Raw genomic sequence first — 16482 nt, forward strand, 5'->3', positions numbered from 1 at the left:
AATGGGGATGGAACAAAAATTTTACAACGATGCCAAGCAGGGATGGTTTTGGTACAGGGAACCGGCGCCTGAACCCGAAGAAGAGACCGAACTCCCGGCGACCAGACCGCTGCCGACTTTGACCGATTATTCCACCGAGCAGCTATGGGACATGCACCCGGATGATTTCCAGGCCCTGCTCATGGAGTTTCAGAAAAAGGCGGTGCAGAAACCGACGGAACAGAATGTCCTTGAATATCTGACCATGCAGGACATGGCCCGGCGGAAGGCGGCGGTCTATGCCAATGTCGCATCGTATGTCCTCCAGAAAAATGCCGGTCTCGATATGGGCCGGGATTATCCGGTGACAGCCCCCGGTGTCATTGCCCGGGTGAAGATGCAGAAAGAGGAGATCGCGGCCACTATCCAAACGGCTGCCGAAGACCATGCGCTTCTCTATTTTTACAGCCCTGATTGTCCCTATTGTACGGAGCAGCAGCAGATCCTGCGTTTTTTCACCGATCATTACGGCTGGCAGGTGAAGAGCATCGATGTTGGAGAAAACCCGGGTGTTGCGGCCCGGTTCAACATAACCATCACCCCGACCCTGCTTCTGATCGGGAAAGGACGTGAAGAATATATCCCGGTGGCCTCCGGAGTTGTGGCCCTGGATGAACTGGAACGGCGGCTGTACCGCTCGATCCGCCTGCTGAACGGCCAGATCACCCCGCAGGGATATTCCGTATACGACTTTCAGAAAGGGGGCGGGCTTGACCCCGAATCCATCCTGCTGAAACCATGAGCGCCCCTCTGAAACCCCAACTGCTTTGTCATCGCCGGTCCGGCATAGCTTTACTATTGCCGGACAATCTCTTCCGCGCATTTGGGGTCCATTTGAACACTCACGGTTTCAGTAAACAAAAGGAATTCTGATGCAATCCAATCGAATTAGAAAATTGCTTGCTGTGCTGCTGACCGCGGTGTTGTTGGTACCGGTTCCTGCCGGGGCCGCCGGCTGGGTCGATGACTGGCTGACCCAGAACACCTCCAATCCTCCGGATTATTTTGCCGGACAGAAACGCGGCTATTACTCAGGCGGCAGCTTCAGCGCCCGGTGGCCCAACAACGCCACCTATCCCATTACCATAGAGCCGCCCCGCATCAAGAGCGGCTGCGGCGGCATCGACATCTTCCTGGGCGGTTTCAGCTTCCTGAATTTCGAGTACCTGGTTCAGAAACTTCAGCGCATTCTTATGAGCGGCGGAGCGGTGGCCTTCGATCTGGCCCTGAAAACCCTGTGCGAGCCGTGCGCCACCTCGATTAAATCCTTCGAGGCCATTGCCGATAAACTGAACAGCCTGCAGCTCGATGAATGCGCGGCGGCCAAGGATATCAAGGCGGTGCTGCAGAGCAGCGACGGCCAAGGATTTGCCTCCATGGACACCATCGAGCGACGGCTTGGGAATGCTATTAAGGAAAATAAATTGAGCCAGGGGCTGGCCGATCTCTACCAGACCATCACCGAAGAGGATCGGGCCAACCGGAACCTGGCCCAGAAGCCCGATGTGTTGCGGGCTGTGTCCGGCTGCAATGCCGAAATCAAGGAAATCTTCCTCTCGAACCTCGTGGACAGCGGCGGCTCTCTGCTTGACAATCTGGGGGTGGGCAAGCTTGCCCTTTCCGCCGATTATGTCGGTCTGATCCGAGGCCTGGTCGGCGATATCCGTATCGAAGGACCGGACAACGCCTTCAAGGTCACCTTTGTTTCCCCCTGTCCGCAGAACAATCCGGATGATGTCAAAGCCTTCATCGAGGGCAATGTCATGGCCAAGGACGCGGCCGGCGCCTGCGCCCAGATCGCCGACGCCAACGCGGACCTGGTGCGCTATGTGCAAACCAGGATGAATTCGGTGGCCGGCAAGATAAAAACCAAGGCGGCCCTCGATGCCACGGACACCGCCTTTATCCGGAACAGCCCGCTCTCTCTCGGCCTTGTGCTCAAAACCGCCGTGGGCACCGAACAGGAAGCGGCCACCATCGCCACCCTGTCAGATTTGACAGCCAAAGCCTACGTCCTGCAAATGCTGGTCGATCTCTATAACCGGGCAACCCTGGTCATGGAAAAAGCCAAGGAACTGCTCAGCAAAAGGTCGAGTGCCGCCGCGGGCCAGGATTCGGAAAACTGCAAGGCCGCCATCTTCGCCGACAATCTCGACGTTCAGGTGGCCGGCATGAACGAAAAGATATACCGCCTGCAACTTGCCTCCAGGGCGAGCTATTCCGCTTCGGCCACGGAGCTGGCCACCATTTTCAAGATCCTGAACCACATGCAGAGCGTGGACAGTCAGTTGTATGCCCTCATTGCCAAAAAATACGGGGCCGGCGTGGCGGAGCGGACTTTGCGATGAGCTGCCGGTTGCGTCACAGTATCAGTCCAGGGGCTTCAATGATGGTTATTACCGCCCTGGTTGGTTTTGTCGTCTTCTGTGCGGCCGACACCGCCTGGGCCCTGGACATGGAATTTTACACTTACAACGGCTTCGGTCCGGTGAGTCAGGCATTCCGCAAGCTGGCGCTCATTTTTTCCGATGGTGGCTATCTGGGCTTGTTTTTTACGGCGGCGGTCCTGGGAATCGTCTTCGGGGCCATGGCCTTTACCGTCAAGATGGCCACCGGGGCCAGAATCGTCCCCCTGGTTTGGGCCGCGCCGGTTCTCTTCGGCGTGGTGCTTTATCTAGGCCTGTTCGTACCCAAGGGGGCGATAACGGTTTTTGATCCGGTATTGAACCGCTTTGACACCATCGGCGGCATTCCCAACGGGGTAGTGGCCACCGCCGGCATTCTCAATAAGATTGAGCGCGGCCTGGTGGATATCATCGATACCGCCGCAGTGCCAGGTGCCAAGTATCAGGAAGCGGCAGGCGGCATCGGCTTCACCGCGCTCAAGGCCGCCATGGCCGCTGGCCCCAAGGACGCCTATGCCAAACAGAGCATGGCCACGTATTTCAAAGATTGCGTTATGTTCGAGATGGTCCGGCCCGGCACCACTTTTTCCGCCGACACTATGCTGTACAACACCTCCGACTTTTTGCCGGAGCTTGCCAAGGCCAACAGCCCGGCGGTATTCACGGTCTACTATGACGCAGCCAATCCCCAGGGCCAGACCATGACCTGCCAGGATGCCTGGTCGAATATCTTTCCCATCTACAATAACGCTGCCACCTTCACGGACGCGGTACGAAGCGTGTGCGGCGCTTCGACGTTCGACCCGAACAACGCCGCCGAACTGAATACCTGCCGGAATCTGATCAGCGATACCCTGACTCAGACCACCGGTATGGCGGTCACCCCGGAAAACTTCATCCGGCAGGCCAGTCTCACCAACCTCATATTCCAGGTGCTCAACCAGGCCGATCCACAAACCGCCATGCTCCTGCAGACCAACCGCCAAGTGGTCTCTTCCGGCCTGGGCATGGCCGCCGCCATGAATGAGTGGCTGCCGGTGATGCGGGCGATCATGACTGCGGTGGCTATCGGTCTCATCCCCTTTCTGGCATTATTCCTGCCCACGCCCCTGTTGGGTAAGGCCCTTTCCGTGATGGCTGGTTTTTTTGTGTTTTTGACCACCTGGGGGATCTCCGATGCGATCCTCCATGGAGCGGCCCTGGATTATGCAGTTGAAGCCTATGAAGATATCCGCCAGAGCGGACTCGGCCTCTATGCCTGCGTCACCTTACCCGAGACATCCACCAAGGCCCTTGCCATGTTCGGCATTGTCAGATCTTCCGGCATCATGCTGGCGAGTTTTCTGTCCATGATGTTGATCCGCTTCGGCGGTCATGCCATGGCCATGATGGCCGGCAGTCTGCAATCAGCCATCCAAGGCGCTGGGGCAAAGGCCGGGGCTCTGCTCACCCCGGAAGGCAAGGCCGCAGCTCTCGATCAGCAGGTCAGCGCCACGGTGCCCCTAGAAATGGCCAATCATTACGGATTCTCCACCCAGGCGGCGAGTCGCCAATGGCAGGCCCACAAGGGTGTGCAGTCAACGGCGGCGGACTGGCAGACTCTGGACGCGGCCAGGGACGCCGGTGTCATTCCCGGTGACATGGGAAATATCGAGGCCGCCAAATCCATGTTTACCGCCAATCGATCCATCGGTGGCGACCAGGGCCCGGCCCAGTTGAGCACCGATCATGCCGGCAATCTCGTTTTCAGCAGCACCAAGGCAATGACCGGCCAGGGCTTTGTCCGACAGGACCAGACAGGCCGGGACGGCTCCAGCGTCTCGACTTATACCGGCGGCGCCGGCACCCTGGTGACTGAAGGCCAGGACGGAGCAGAGACCGTGACCAGCGCCAATGTCAGAAATATGGATATGAATTTTGCCAGTAAACAGGAGGAACGCAATCTTGAAAAAGCGGCCCATTCCCTGGCCAGCAGCGAAAATTATTCCAACATGCTCAGCCGGCTCAGGCAGGACAGCCGCACCAGCACCGAGGCCCGTTCTTTCAGCAAGCAGCTCAGCAACGCCGAGCAGGAAAAATGGTCCCAGAGCGTGGACAATGGGTCGGCGTTTTCGATGATCAAGGATCAGACGAAAAGAGAAATTTTAGAAGGCAATGGAGCTTCCGGGTTTAATTTGGGTGTTGTAAGAGCTGGCGGTGGCTACAAAATTCAAGGCGTTGGCAATGATGGAGAGAAGATAAGTTTTTCCTTGTCCTCCAAGGAAGCACAGGCTTTTGAAGAAAATCGGCAACGAGTACGGGCTGAAGCTTTGACCGAAACTCTTCAGAGCACCCAAAGCCTGTCTTACGCGGACAATCTTTCCAAATCCATCGGAGCGTCCGAAGCCCATTCCTATCTGAGCGAGGCCCAGCGGATAAATACTGATTCCGCCTCGTACAACAACAATATGGCGACAGCCTTCATCAAAGACTATGCCGCGTATCGATACGGCACGGATAGCCCGGAAAACGTACAGAAGGCCATGACATTCCTGAACGGCCAGGCCATTGGCTCCCAGGAAGATCAACGCCATCTGCAAGAACTAGCCAATGATTTTTTGAGGGGCCGATTCGGCACCATTGGCACAACCGGCGCTGGCAAGGTCATCGAGCACGCAACCCACACGATGCAGACATCACAAGAGCATTTACGTGGTGAGGCTCATTCTGTTGCGGAAACGGCAATAGAGAAAACCGGTGATATCAACGGGCTGGCTTCAAACGGACCATTTGACGGAAGAGTGGTGGAGCCCAACAAGCACAAAGTTGATTCAAAAATCGAGGCCAGACAGGAATTCTTCGAACGGGAACGAACAGGACAAGGCCATATTCAAACCAATGTCGTCGGCATGGCAGGCCAAGGCATTGGCAAAATTGATCGCGCCATAGGCAAAATTGTCGGGAAGCCGGAGCGGCCTCAGCAAGATGTCATGGATATCGGTGCCCCCGATCAACCTCGCGCCTTACCGCCTGGGGTTGTTGAGGCAGATCAAAACCCGGCTCCGGCAACTTTTGAGGAAGCACTCAAGAAAGAAGAGGAAAACAAATAAAAATCACGAATCCATGTGCCAATCGGGCCTGTAAAGAATTTTGTGTAAATGGTTTTCATTTTTAATTTTCAATATGCAGGCATTCTGTCGCCGAACAAGATTGAAAAGCGGTTCAAGGCAGCCTTCCAGTCTCTGATTGGCATAGTCCATTTTTTGGCGATATTGTTCAGCGCCATGTAAAGCAGTTTAAGCATCGACTCGTCATTGGGAAATGAACCCCGGTTCTTGGTAACTTTGCGCAGTGACATGTTCAACGACTCAATAGCATTGGTGGTATATATCACCTTGCGTATCTCGGGCGAATACGCAAAAAATGGGGTGATTCTTTCCCAATTTCTTCGCCAGGATTGGCCGATGGACGGATGCGTTTTGTCCCATTTTTCTTCAAAGGTCATCAGTTCCATTTCGGCCTGCTCGGCTGTTGGCGATTGGTAAATGGCCTTGAGATCCGCAGCCACCTCTTTGCGCTGTTTCCATGAGACATATTTCAGGGAATTGCGCACCATGTGGACGAGACAGAGCTGGACCTGGGTGAAGGGGAAAACCGTCTCAATGGCTTCAGGAAAACCCTTGAGGCCATCGACGCAGGCAATGAAAATATCCTGCACGCCACGGTTTCTTAGCTCAGTCACTACCTGCAACCAGAACTTGGCGCCCTCGTTTTCGGCAACCCACATTCCCAGGACATCCTTGACGCCGTCCATGGTGATGCCAATAGCCAGATAGACCGCCTTGTTCTTAACATGCCCATTGTCGCGCACCTTAACCCGGATAGCGTCCATGTAAACAATGGGATAAATGGGGTCCAACGGGCGATTTTGCCAAACTTTAACCTCGTCAGCAACGGCATCGGTGACCGTTGAAATCAGGGTGGGAGAGACATCAACTCCGTAAATGTCTTCCAAGTGCCCCTGAATCTCCCTGGTAGTCATCCCTCGGGAGTAGAGAGAGATAATCTTGTCGTCAAAGCCGGGAAAGCGGGTTTGCCCTTTGGGAATGATGACCGGATCGAAACTGCTGTCGCGGTCGCGCGGGACCTCAATCGGCATTTTACCGAAGTCGCCCTTGATGGTCTTTGCAGAGTTACCATTTCGGGCATTACCGCCTTTGGTGACGATGGTTCCATGTTTTTCGTGGCCCAGGTGGACGGTCATTTCCGCCTGTAACGCCCGCTCCAGTAAGGCCTTGGTGAGCTGCTTGAGCAGCCCGTTTTCACCGATCAGTTCTTCGGGCTTCTGGTAATTGTAGTCGGCAAGTAAACGATCCAAAATTTCTTTATCAATGGCCATATGAGCTCCTTTTTAAAGGGTAGTTTTTTGACTTACTCAGTCATAGCCATTTACACAAACTATTTTACACCCTCTGCCAATCATCCCATATCGGATCGGCAGGATCGGAAAAATTGGCTGGCGCAACCTCATGTTCCTCAAGTTCTTCGGCAGTCATCGGTCTGATCTTTTCCTTTAAAGACCGCAACCCGGCACTCACGATAGTAGATGCACTTTGGGCAGACCCCACCGGCACCACAGCCTTGCCGCAGAACCGGCACAGCTCATCGTCGTCCATCGGTTCCGCCCCGCAGTGCGGGCAAAGAACACTATCTGTTTCAAAAGCGGTTGTCATCTTGTTCTGTCTTACTATCAAATCTTTTTTCCTTTTGCTCAATATCGGCAGTTTATTCTCACAAGTCAAGTCTCGTTTGTTGCTGTAACCTTATCACCTTTACAGATGGCACAGGGGATTCCGCTGTGGTCACACCGGTCGACAAGTTTCCATTTCCCTGTCAAGATCAGCTCGTTTTTCTCTTTCCTGCAGGTTTCACAGACCCAGATCTCCTCGGCGGTTTTACCCGATATTTGGTATTTGAATTTAATCATTTCTTTCAAAAAAACCGTCTATTAAAGGACTTCCCAATGCCCGCCCTTGGCAGGGCCGACCCGGCGATTCTTCCTTCTTCCCGCAACTTTACTATCTGTGCTTTCCACTCCCAAAATCGGCCAGCCACCTCAAGTGCGAAAAGCTCAGGAATATTCTTTAAAGCCTCATGATTTTCTCCGAACTTCTCTCCGCACCAATTGCTTCCACGGCATCTTTCCATTCCTTCCGGCGAGCAGTGATCCAAACTTTTTTTACCGCCAGAAGGTATTCCTCTCGTCTCATTCAAGAATTTACTGAAATTCAGGGGAGACAACCCGGTTGCGTGGCGCACAGCGAGCCAGTATCCGCTTCCACCCATTTCGCGCAGCAGCGGCTTCCGCGACAATGTTTGCAAGCTCCTCCCGATCAATTCGACCATCGGCGGCAGGGAGCCATTTTTCAATATATTCAGCCTGGAGACGTTTCCGGTCAGCCGGCCTCCTGGCCCGTTCCAGGATTTTGCCATATGCTTCGCAGGCATAGGCGAAAGTTTCCCGTTTGCAGAAATCGATCTGCAACAACCATTCGCGGAAGCGGGTGTGAGGGAGGCCTACCCGCTGACGTTTACAATTATGAAAAACGTGGGCCGCTTCGTGAACCACGAAATCGGCAAAGGGATCATCCTCTTCGAAATAGGCCATGGAGATGTAACAGGTTGTTTCCTGGCTCAAACCGACTAATCGGCAGGGCTTGCCGTCAAGGCATTGGGCGCCGATACTGCCGAGATAAAGATTGGCCAGATCCCAGGCTGTGCACTTCCATGTCTCGTTACGCAACACCTGTTCAATGTTATCATGCGTCAAAAAGACCAGTGACTTTTCGAGCAGATCGAGAATCGTCTGCCGCTCCCTGGTGGGAAAAAGCCCATTCACCATGGGCCTGAGCTTCCGTCGAGCAAACGTGATAGGACTGAACCCCTCGGGTAATTGATGTCGCCTGGCCCCGCTTTCTCGACGCAGAACTTCCGCAACAAGAGCATTGACCAATATCTGGTTCATCTCCCTGGCGCACTCGATGATGTTATGCGATGGCCAAGCTGAATAGTTTTGCTCATGCTCGCCGGTCTCCAGATAACGTTTCACTTCCCGGTCAACGCTTTGGCTGACCTTCCTGGCCATATTGCTTTTTGCCGGAGAATCAGAACCTTTTATCAGTATCATTTGCCTGCTTGCTGCTCCCATTCAGAATAAAGCCCCTGGTCGGTCGGGTCAGTACGAATCAGCTTCCTCAAAAAACTGAAATATCTTGGGAGGCCATATCCCTGATAGCCTTGCATTGTAATCCAAAGTCTTCCACTCTTCCCCTACTTTGCAGCGAAAAACACATTTTTACGGTGCCATGCGAGATAGGGCTGGTGCTCCTGTGACAGCCAGCGCAATGCAAGCCTCTTGTCAAGATGAAGAGCGTATTGTTGATCATTGCTGATTCGGGGTGAACATAGCATGAGACCGCTGTCAGCAAAGGTAATCAGCCCCCGGTCGAACAAGGCATCGAGATGCGCGGTGAGGAGAAACCCATTAAAGACATTCAGCCGCTCCTCGTCGCTCTCGCAGGCCGCCCACGGTTTGGCATGGCTCGCCCGCAGCACCTCGGGCAGATCGATGCCGGTGACGGCACAGGCGCCGCCCCAATAGTCCATGAGTGCCTGCCGGAAAGTCTCCTGTCCGATCCGTTGTTTAACCAGGCGCTCCACTTCAGTGGCATTGACGCGGGACTTTTTCAGTTCCCTGCTGACAGCTTCCCGGTAGGTCAGTGCCGCCTGGTTGGGAAGGGACATGGCGAGTTCCGCAGTCCGGCGCAGGATGCGTGACAAATCGTCGATGTCATCCGCCGCCATGACACTCTCTTGTCCAACAGCCCCAGGCAGGGATCGCGCCAGTTCCTGGCGGATGAGACCGGCCGGTACCTCTATCCACCAGCCGGGGCCTGTTGCACAGGGGACAATCCGGGCCGTTGCCCGATGCCGGGCCGAGGCCAGCACAATGGCCGAGGCCTGGCTTTCGAGGACGTTCTCCCAGCCATGCTCGCAGGCGGCTTTTTCGATCAGTGCGCGGTCCAGGGTGTTCATCTTTTTTTCAAGGCATGGGGTATGCTTCGTTTCATGACCCTTCCCGGTTTACAGCTTGACAACAGTTTCGGCCAGCATTGACCGGCCAATCCCTGTCCAGCCTGTTCCACTCAATAGCACGTCGCTGCCAATGCTCACCGATGGCCTGGGTAAAATCCGGGCGCACCAGCTTGGCGCGGGCTTCCAGCCAGTCACCGGCTTCACGCCGGACAATAATTCCCTCCAGGACACCGGGACGGAAGGCACTGGACTGCTTGAGCAGAAAATCCTTCAATGTGCTCAACGAAAACGTGCCGCGTAAAAGCACCGGCACCACTGGCAGGCCAAGATGTTTCGCCAGCATATCCCGTCGCGCCGTACTCCAGAAACGCCGAGACTTGCGGTCGTACACATCAAACACCAGAAACCAGTCCGGCAGTCTGTTATAATCGAGGCTGTGGCGGGCGGCGCACCACTCGCCGAACAGAATCAAGTCCTCTCCCAAAGCATCAAACAGCGCATCCGCATGGAGTGCAAGCCAGGCATCCAGCTTCTTGAACTGACCGGCATGGTGGGCGGCCAGATACTGCCCGCGATTCTGTATGCGCACTTCCCCCTCCGGGCTCACGGATATGCCCATGTTGGCGCCATCGAGTTTTTCTTCCACCACCACCTCGGCTGACAAAAAATCAGCGGCCTCGGCGGGAGCGAGAACCTTGTCGTCCCTCGGTGTTCCCTTGCCCAGCCATATGAGGTGGGGGGTATGCGGAAAACGGAAAAAGTCTTTCATTTGCCATACTTTTCCTTATATTTGGCGCGGGACCATTCAGGAATAATCGGCTCCAATTCCAACCCCGCAGCCAGAAGATCACCCTCCCAGCCGTGCCAGTCGCTCTCACCGGCAAAAGCGATGGCGCTCTCTCCATGGATGTTCAAGGCATCCAGGGCGGCAGCCACCATCTTCCGGTCGGCACGGTCATGAACTACACTCTGCAACGGTTCATCAAGCACGCCGTCGCCGTTCTCGTCATACAGAACATCCACAATGTCAACGGCGCAGGTGCTGTACTTGTGGATCACCACCTGCCGGCCAAAATCGTTAAAACCAACCTTGTGTCGATATTCTTTTTCGATGCCGCCCTGCCCGTCAAGAACCAGATGGGAACTTGAAGCCCGGAAAGAGTCCAGCCAGCCCCATACCTTTAAGCGCAACTCCGGGTCTTTTGGCGTCGCGTCTCCTGCTAAAGGAGAATCAGCATCAACGGCGCTGGCCGCAATCAAGACATTGGTGTCCACGACATAGCGAGGTTTCATTGCTGACGCTCCCGTTTCTGCCGTTCGAACATCAGGCGGGTCTGTTCACTGGTTTCGCCAAGTGCATCTCCAAAGAAATTGGCCGGCCATTCCTTAACGCGGCCATACGGATCAAGCTCCAGATTTTTAAGGACGGCGTCCGCGCCCTGGCGCTCGACAAAGTAAAGCCGGCAATCTCTCAGCTCTAACTGTTCTTTGGCCACCAATGTTTGCAGCCGGCGGAAAAGATGCTCGGAATGGGTCTCTACTATGAATTGCACCCTTCTCTCCTTACTGACCTCAACAAAGAGTTCGGCAAGCACCGATTGGGCTAGCGGATGGAGGTGGATTTCCGGTTCTTCAAGCAGGATGGTCGAGCCGGATTCTACGAAATAGGCCAGCACGATCACCGGCAAAACTTGCGAAATACCGATCCCCACGTCACGCAGATTGGCAGCCACGCCATCCCGATGGACCACGATTTCGTAGCGTGTCGAATGCCCCAGTTGTTTGACTTCAAGACGTTCGGCAACTCCCATGCGGGCCAGCCAGGACGACACATCGCTGATCATCTGCCCGCTCTTTTCCTCTTTGTTACGGAGGAGCGCGCTCGCTAGAATAGCATTAATGACACTGCTTCCGTCAATGCCAAGGTCACCAGGTCGTCCCTTGTTCCATGCGTAGTCCCGTTCCGGCTTGCGGCGCAACGGGCCAAGATAGGCGATGTTCTCCAACTCGCGGCGGATGGCGAGACTGATGTCCTCAGCCAGTGGCCCGTCCGCCGAAAGATGTTGGATGGCCTCGACAGGTAAGGCTATCGAACGTTCTGGGGCGTAATTACGGCCCTTGCCGCGAAGCTCACTCTCGTGGTCCTCTTCATTGATATAAAGTGAGTAGGCACCTTTTTCCCGGCGTATGACACTAAACGTTTTTCCCTTCCCGCCACCCATGACCATTTCCTGTATGATAGCGGCACCTGCTGCTGTCTTGCCGTAGACCGCACGGAAAAAAGGTTCTATTCTTCTCCTCAGCCCCCCTCTGCGGAAAGTAAAGGCGATTTCGAACTGGCGTGGCGACGCCCCTTTGGTTAACACATCGTCAAAATGACCAAAATTGAAGTAGTCGTTGATTTCATCCCCGCCCAGGTTCAGATGAATACTGCGATCCGGCGAGGCGGCAGTCTGCTTGAGGAGAAGCAGACTCTGCAGCAGGGAAGACTTGCCGGATGAATTGGTCCCCAGCAGGACAGTAACCGGAGCCAAGTTTATCTTTCCTGTTTCACGCCATGTCTTGAAATTTTTGAGTGTCAAACTGGTAAACATGAGTTCTCCTTATGTTGCAATGGATTCTCCAAGCTATCCCAGGCCGCCAGCACCAGCCGCCGGGTGCGGTATTCGCAGAACTGTCTTTCCTCGTTTTTTTTGAGGACCCGGAAGGTTTCGGAGGGGTAGTCCAAACCCATGACATCGGCTGGATCAAGGATGTAGCGCAGCTCGTCGCGGGTAAGATTGTAAAGCCTGCCGTAGTAAGCGTCAAGTTCGGCGCGGAGTTGGGCGCGGCGGTCGGGTTCAAAGGCAAAGGGCGGGCCGGAATAGCCCAGGTCCTCGGCCCAGGGCTGCATGTCGTGGCTGGTGTAGGTCAGTTCCAGCACACGGGGGACGATGAAGGCGAGGTCTGTTTCGGTGTAAGTGTCGGGTGGGAGGACGGGAAGCTGCTTATAGATAAAATAATTGAGATGAGTGCCGCCAACTTTATGTCTGGCAACAAAATCAAACGCCAACGCTGAGAGATTGCCAAGTAGCGCTGCGTAGTTGTTGGTTAAAATGGGTTGATCAAACAACATTAGCGGGAAGTTATTCCCCACCCCTACCCTCGGCAACACGCTGGCGATCACAGTTCGTTCGTCTGTGGCGCGGCAGATATCACGCCAGCCCATGAGCCAGCGGGGACTGCGGCCATCCATCAGGGTGTCGGCGGCCTGCTGGAGGTCCTGCCCGTGGCGCAGGGCGCGCAGTTCTTCGCCGGTCAGGGCAGGATGGTTCCTGGCCTCGGTCTGGGTGCGTTCGTCCAGCCAGTCCCTGGGGTTCTGGGGCAGGGCGGCAAAGAGCGGGCCGGCCAGGGCGAGCAGGTTCTCGTGCAACCGGGCGGCGGTGGTCAGCGTCACGATCTCCCGGTGGCAGGCCACCAGCCAGTTGGCCAGGGCGGCCAGCAGCTTTTCCCCGTCATCGTCGGCATAGGCCTGGGCCATGGCGTGCGGCACGTTGGCCAGGCGGGCCAGCACCTGGCGTTTCTCCACCCAGTAGCGGGGCTGCACCATGAAGGCGGGATTTTCTTTATCGACAAGGGCCACATCGCCGGCCGACAGGCCCTCACCCCCGGCCCCTCTCCCTGAGGGCGAGGGGAGTTGATAACTGGCCCAGCGGTGGTCGAACTGGTGGATCATCTTGGCCTCGTACAGGGGCAAGTGCCGGTCGCCATCGTGGTCCGCGAACAGATGGCTGTCATTGGACATATCCAGCATGCGCATGAAACTGATTCCCCATGGGTTCTCCTCCGGCCCGTCGTCGCCGGCCTCACGGATCAGCACCGGCACCCCATTGTAGATCTTGCGGGTGAGCTCCGCGTCCATCCGGCTGCGGAACACCGGGCAGGTGCGGGTGTTGGGGTTGATGCGGCGGAAATCCTCCGGGCTCAGGGTAAAGCCGCGCCGCTCATCCGCCAGTTGCGCCGTGGCGGTGAGAAAGAAACTAAAGCGGGCCTTGGCGCTGTCGCCAAGGGTGAGCAGGCAGAATTTCATCCGGCTGTCCACGGCCGGGAACAATCCTTCCCGGTTCTCGAAATCAAAAAGGCTGACCAGGCGGCTAATTTGGGCGATGTGCGCGAAATAGGCCTTGGTGGAGTCGTCGGTGGCGATGCCGGTGGGCACGATAAAGCCGGCCCGCCCGTCCCTGGCCGAAATTTGACTGATGGTCTCGGCAAAAAGGGCATAGGTGTTGACATCACCCACCCCGGTGAGCGGGAAGCGGCCTCCCTCGTCACCTTTCAGATGGGCGTAAATGCTGGCGGCCTCGGCGGTGCGGCGGGCGCGAATGAAGGCGGCGAAGAGTCTCTGTTCAGCCTCACACTCCTTGTCGTCACGGCTGAGCTCGGGATAAAGGTGATAATTGAGCATTCCCTGGCTGAGCCACTGGATACGCTGGCCGCGTTCGGCCTTGTTTTTGGCTTTCGCCACCTCCGGATGGCGGGTGGCGAAAAACTCCTCCTCCTGCAGTTTAATCCGTTCCCAGGGAGGATTGGCCAGCACGCAGTCAAAACCGCCCTGGGCAAGGTGGGCAAAGGCGAGCGGCCAGTGCAGCACCCTGGCCTCGGAGCAGAGCTGCCGGGCCATTGCCAGACGGATTTCATGCGCCGGGTCGCCCTGGCCGCCGAAGAGTTCGACCAGCAGATTCTCATTGGTGGGTGTCGTGGCCAGGGCCTGTTCATCATTTTTGGGGGCAAGAAAGGCCCCGATGAGCAGATCCGCGGCATGGGCCAGGCGGCTGTCCCGGGCCTGTTGCATAAAAGCGCCGTAGGCAGCTTTTTTGGCCTCAACTTCCGCCGGGATGCCGTCCGGCATGTTTTCCAGGGCTGTGAGTTGCCTGAGGATGTCTTCACCTCCCTGCTCCGCAAAAAGGCCCGACACCCCCCGCTGCCGTTTTTCGAGCAACCTGCGGCCGGTCCGATTTGCTTGAGCCAAGGTCCTGCACAGCGCCTTGTCGTCCCCGGAGAGCGGCTTGAAAGCGGCATCGGCAATGCCGGCGGCAAGCTGCTTTACATCAGTCAATCCGAGCAGCGCATCCCCGCAGACCAGATGATGATCGAGAAACGACAGGGGCCGGCCCGGCTCATAGCCCTCCAGCCAGAGGGCGGTGCGGGCCAATTCGAGTGCCATGGGGTTCTTGTCCACCCCGTAAATGCAATGCGCGATTACCTCGCGCAGGGCATGACGGAAATCCTCGGATTTTACCGCGCCATCCACGGCCCGGAACTCCGTCAGTTTTTCAGCCAGGCGGCGGGCCGCGGCGAGTAAAAAATGGCCGGAGCCGCAGGCCGGATCAATGACACTGATGGCGAGCAGCGCCTCGGTGGGGTTGTCGGGCCGGGCCGCGAGCCGCGCCTCGATCACCGGATCGAGGGCGGATTTGATCAGCTCCTGCACCAGGCTATCCGGCGTGTAGTAGCTGCCGGATTTTTTGCGGTCATTGCCAAAGGTATTCCCCTCCTCGGTGAGACCGACAAAGCCGAAACCCCGACTGGCGAGATCGACACTGGGCACCAGTTCCAACAGGCTTTCGTACACCGAACCCAGCTCTTCCGGCCCCATGTTGCGGTAATCCACCGGCGACAATGCCCCATCGATCGTGGCCCAGCGCAGGTGATACATGGCGGTGAGCAGCGCCCGGTTAGTAAGCATTCCCTGGTCGAGCATCGGGCATTGCTCCGGGGCGAAGAGCCCGCCCAGGGCCGGCAGGGCCAGGCGCGGCTCGCCGTGATAGAGACTGCGGAAGACGATGCGCAACCCCTGCCAGAGGTCGTCGTGACCATCGAAGCCGGTGCGGCGCAAGGCGCGATTCCGCAGCCTTCTCACGGCATAGCCCTCGGCGTACAGGGTGCGGGCGGTGTGGGCCTCGGGCCGGCCGGTCGGTCGGTCGGTCGCTCCTGTGCCATCCCTGGCACCCGCGACACTCCCTCCATCCGGTCGGTCGCCCCCTGGGTGGAGCAATTCGCGCTCCTCCAGGGTAAACAGAAAGAGGCAACGGTAGACCAGGCGCAGCAACTCCTGGAAATAACTGTCTGTGGAGAGGGCACCCTCGTCCAGGGCGCGGCGCAAGGAATCATTGGCCGGATGAGAGATAAAGCCTTCCCCCAAGGCGATGAGAGCCTGGGTAACACCATGGCGCAGTCCCTCGCGGACCCTGGTGCCCTGCCCCCTGCCCTCCTCCCGCCAGGCCTCCCAGATGCAGCTATAGCCTGGCCTGCCTGGTTCTCCGACCCGGCTGCTGTGCAGGATACGCCAAAGGGCGGCAAAGTCCGGATAGCGGGCAGCGCCGAGGATGGTGGCGAGGTCAAACTCCAGAAAACTCGGCCGGGTCAGGGTTGCCGCATCACGCAGCAGGCGAAGCTCGCGGCCGTTGGTCACCAAGGCCCAGGTGCTTTCGACACTGGCGTTCAGGAACTCCTGGGCAAGGCGAAAAGCGCTCTTTCTTCGGCTGCCGGAGCCTGCCACGGCGAAACGGGAATCAGGGTCGTCGAGCGACAGGGTGCAGGGAGCAACCACCACCGGCACCTGACCGCAGGCCAACAAGGTGACGGGGTAGCCACGTCCACTGATCTCAATGACGCCGGCTTCGTGCAGGTCGGCATATCCCAGGGCGTCGCGCAGAAACTCAAAGGCAAAGGTCCGGGTGGCAGCAGCCTGGTCAATATCCTGGCGGCTCAGGGCCGGAGCAAAGGCCTGCCACTGAGCCAGGGCGATCTGGAAGGCCCGGCCGTATTCATCATGGAGCTTCAGGCCTTTCGGGGTATGGTAGTCGCTCTCCCGCTGCCCTGTGTGCTCACCACGGACGCATTTCTCCAGGAGGTCGGGGACAAAGAGAGCCCCTTCGAGGAGCATGGTGTCAAACGGCAGGGTGTCGTGGATCTTTCTGGCCAT

The 16482-nt window shown here is 56.9% G+C and carries 13 protein-coding genes; 3 read left to right on the top strand and 10 right to left on the bottom strand.

Features of this window, described 5'->3' with window-relative positions; translation table 11 throughout:
• Position 1: 1 nt before the first annotated feature.
• From BM485_16125 to BM485_16135, 3 genes are all read left to right on the top strand, one after another.
• The gene (locus tag BM485_16125) at positions 2 to 781 is read left to right on the top strand and encodes a hypothetical protein (protein OKY74003.1); all 780 of its coding nucleotides are present in this window, start codon (positions 2 to 4) and stop codon (positions 779 to 781) included.
• Between the two features lie 130 nt (positions 782 to 911).
• A complete protein-coding gene (locus BM485_16130) occupies positions 912 to 2387 on the top strand; it encodes a hypothetical protein (GenBank protein ID OKY73979.1) in 1476 nt (491 codons plus the stop codon).
• Positions 2388 to 2425: 38 nt separating this feature from the next.
• Positions 2426 to 5533, top strand: a complete 3108-nt coding sequence (locus BM485_16135; protein ID OKY73980.1) for a hypothetical protein — start codon at positions 2426 to 2428, stop codon at positions 5531 to 5533.
• Between the two features lie 68 nt (positions 5534 to 5601).
• On the opposite strand, the gene BM485_16140 is transcribed toward BM485_16135, so the two are convergent.
• The 10 genes from BM485_16140 to BM485_16185 form a co-directional block, all read right to left on the bottom strand.
• Complete coding sequence (locus BM485_16140) at positions 5602 to 6822, bottom strand: IS256 family transposase (GenBank protein ID OKY73981.1); 1221 nt, start codon at positions 6820 to 6822, stop codon at positions 5602 to 5604.
• Between the two features lie 64 nt (positions 6823 to 6886).
• The gene (locus BM485_16145; protein ID OKY73982.1) at positions 6887 to 7177 is read right to left on the bottom strand and encodes a hypothetical protein; all 291 of its coding nucleotides are present in this window, start codon (positions 7175 to 7177) and stop codon (positions 6887 to 6889) included.
• A gap of 44 nt (positions 7178 to 7221) precedes the next feature.
• Positions 7222 to 7410, bottom strand: a complete 189-nt coding sequence (locus BM485_16150) for a hypothetical protein (GenBank protein OKY73983.1) — start codon at positions 7408 to 7410, stop codon at positions 7222 to 7224.
• 5 nt (positions 7411 to 7415) lie between these two features.
• On the bottom strand, positions 7416 to 7631 hold the full coding sequence (locus tag BM485_16155) for a hypothetical protein (GenBank protein OKY73984.1): 216 nt from the start codon (positions 7629 to 7631) through the stop codon (positions 7416 to 7418).
• Positions 7632 to 7701: 70 nt separating this feature from the next.
• Positions 7702 to 8568 carry a hypothetical protein gene (locus BM485_16160; GenBank protein OKY74004.1) on the bottom strand — a complete coding sequence of 289 codons (867 nt, stop codon included), beginning with the start codon at positions 8566 to 8568 and terminating at the stop codon, positions 7702 to 7704.
• A 185-nt stretch (positions 8569 to 8753) separates the two neighbouring features.
• Complete coding sequence (locus tag BM485_16165; protein ID OKY73985.1) at positions 8754 to 9518, bottom strand: restriction endonuclease; 765 nt, start codon at positions 9516 to 9518, stop codon at positions 8754 to 8756.
• Between the two features lie 31 nt (positions 9519 to 9549).
• A complete protein-coding gene (locus BM485_16170; protein ID OKY73986.1) occupies positions 9550 to 10287 on the bottom strand; it encodes a DNA ligase in 738 nt (245 codons plus the stop codon).
• Positions 10284 to 10811: a hypothetical protein gene (locus BM485_16175; GenBank protein ID OKY73987.1), complete on the bottom strand. Its 528-nt coding sequence runs from the start codon at positions 10809 to 10811 to the stop codon at positions 10284 to 10286. Before BM485_16175 ends, BM485_16170 begins: the two co-directional genes overlap by 4 nt.
• The gene (locus BM485_16180) at positions 10808 to 12112 is read right to left on the bottom strand and encodes a hypothetical protein (protein OKY73988.1); all 1305 of its coding nucleotides are present in this window, start codon (positions 12110 to 12112) and stop codon (positions 10808 to 10810) included. The genes BM485_16175 and BM485_16180 overlap by 4 nt, the downstream gene beginning before the upstream one ends.
• Positions 12097 to 16482, bottom strand: coding sequence for a restriction endonuclease (locus tag BM485_16185; GenBank protein ID OKY73989.1), 4386 nt, complete (start codon positions 16480 to 16482; stop codon positions 12097 to 12099). Before BM485_16185 ends, BM485_16180 begins: the two co-directional genes overlap by 16 nt.

Source organism: Desulfobulbaceae bacterium DB1 (assembly GCA_001914235.1).
GTDB lineage: Bacteria > Desulfobacterota > Desulfobulbia > Desulfobulbales > SURF-16 > DB1.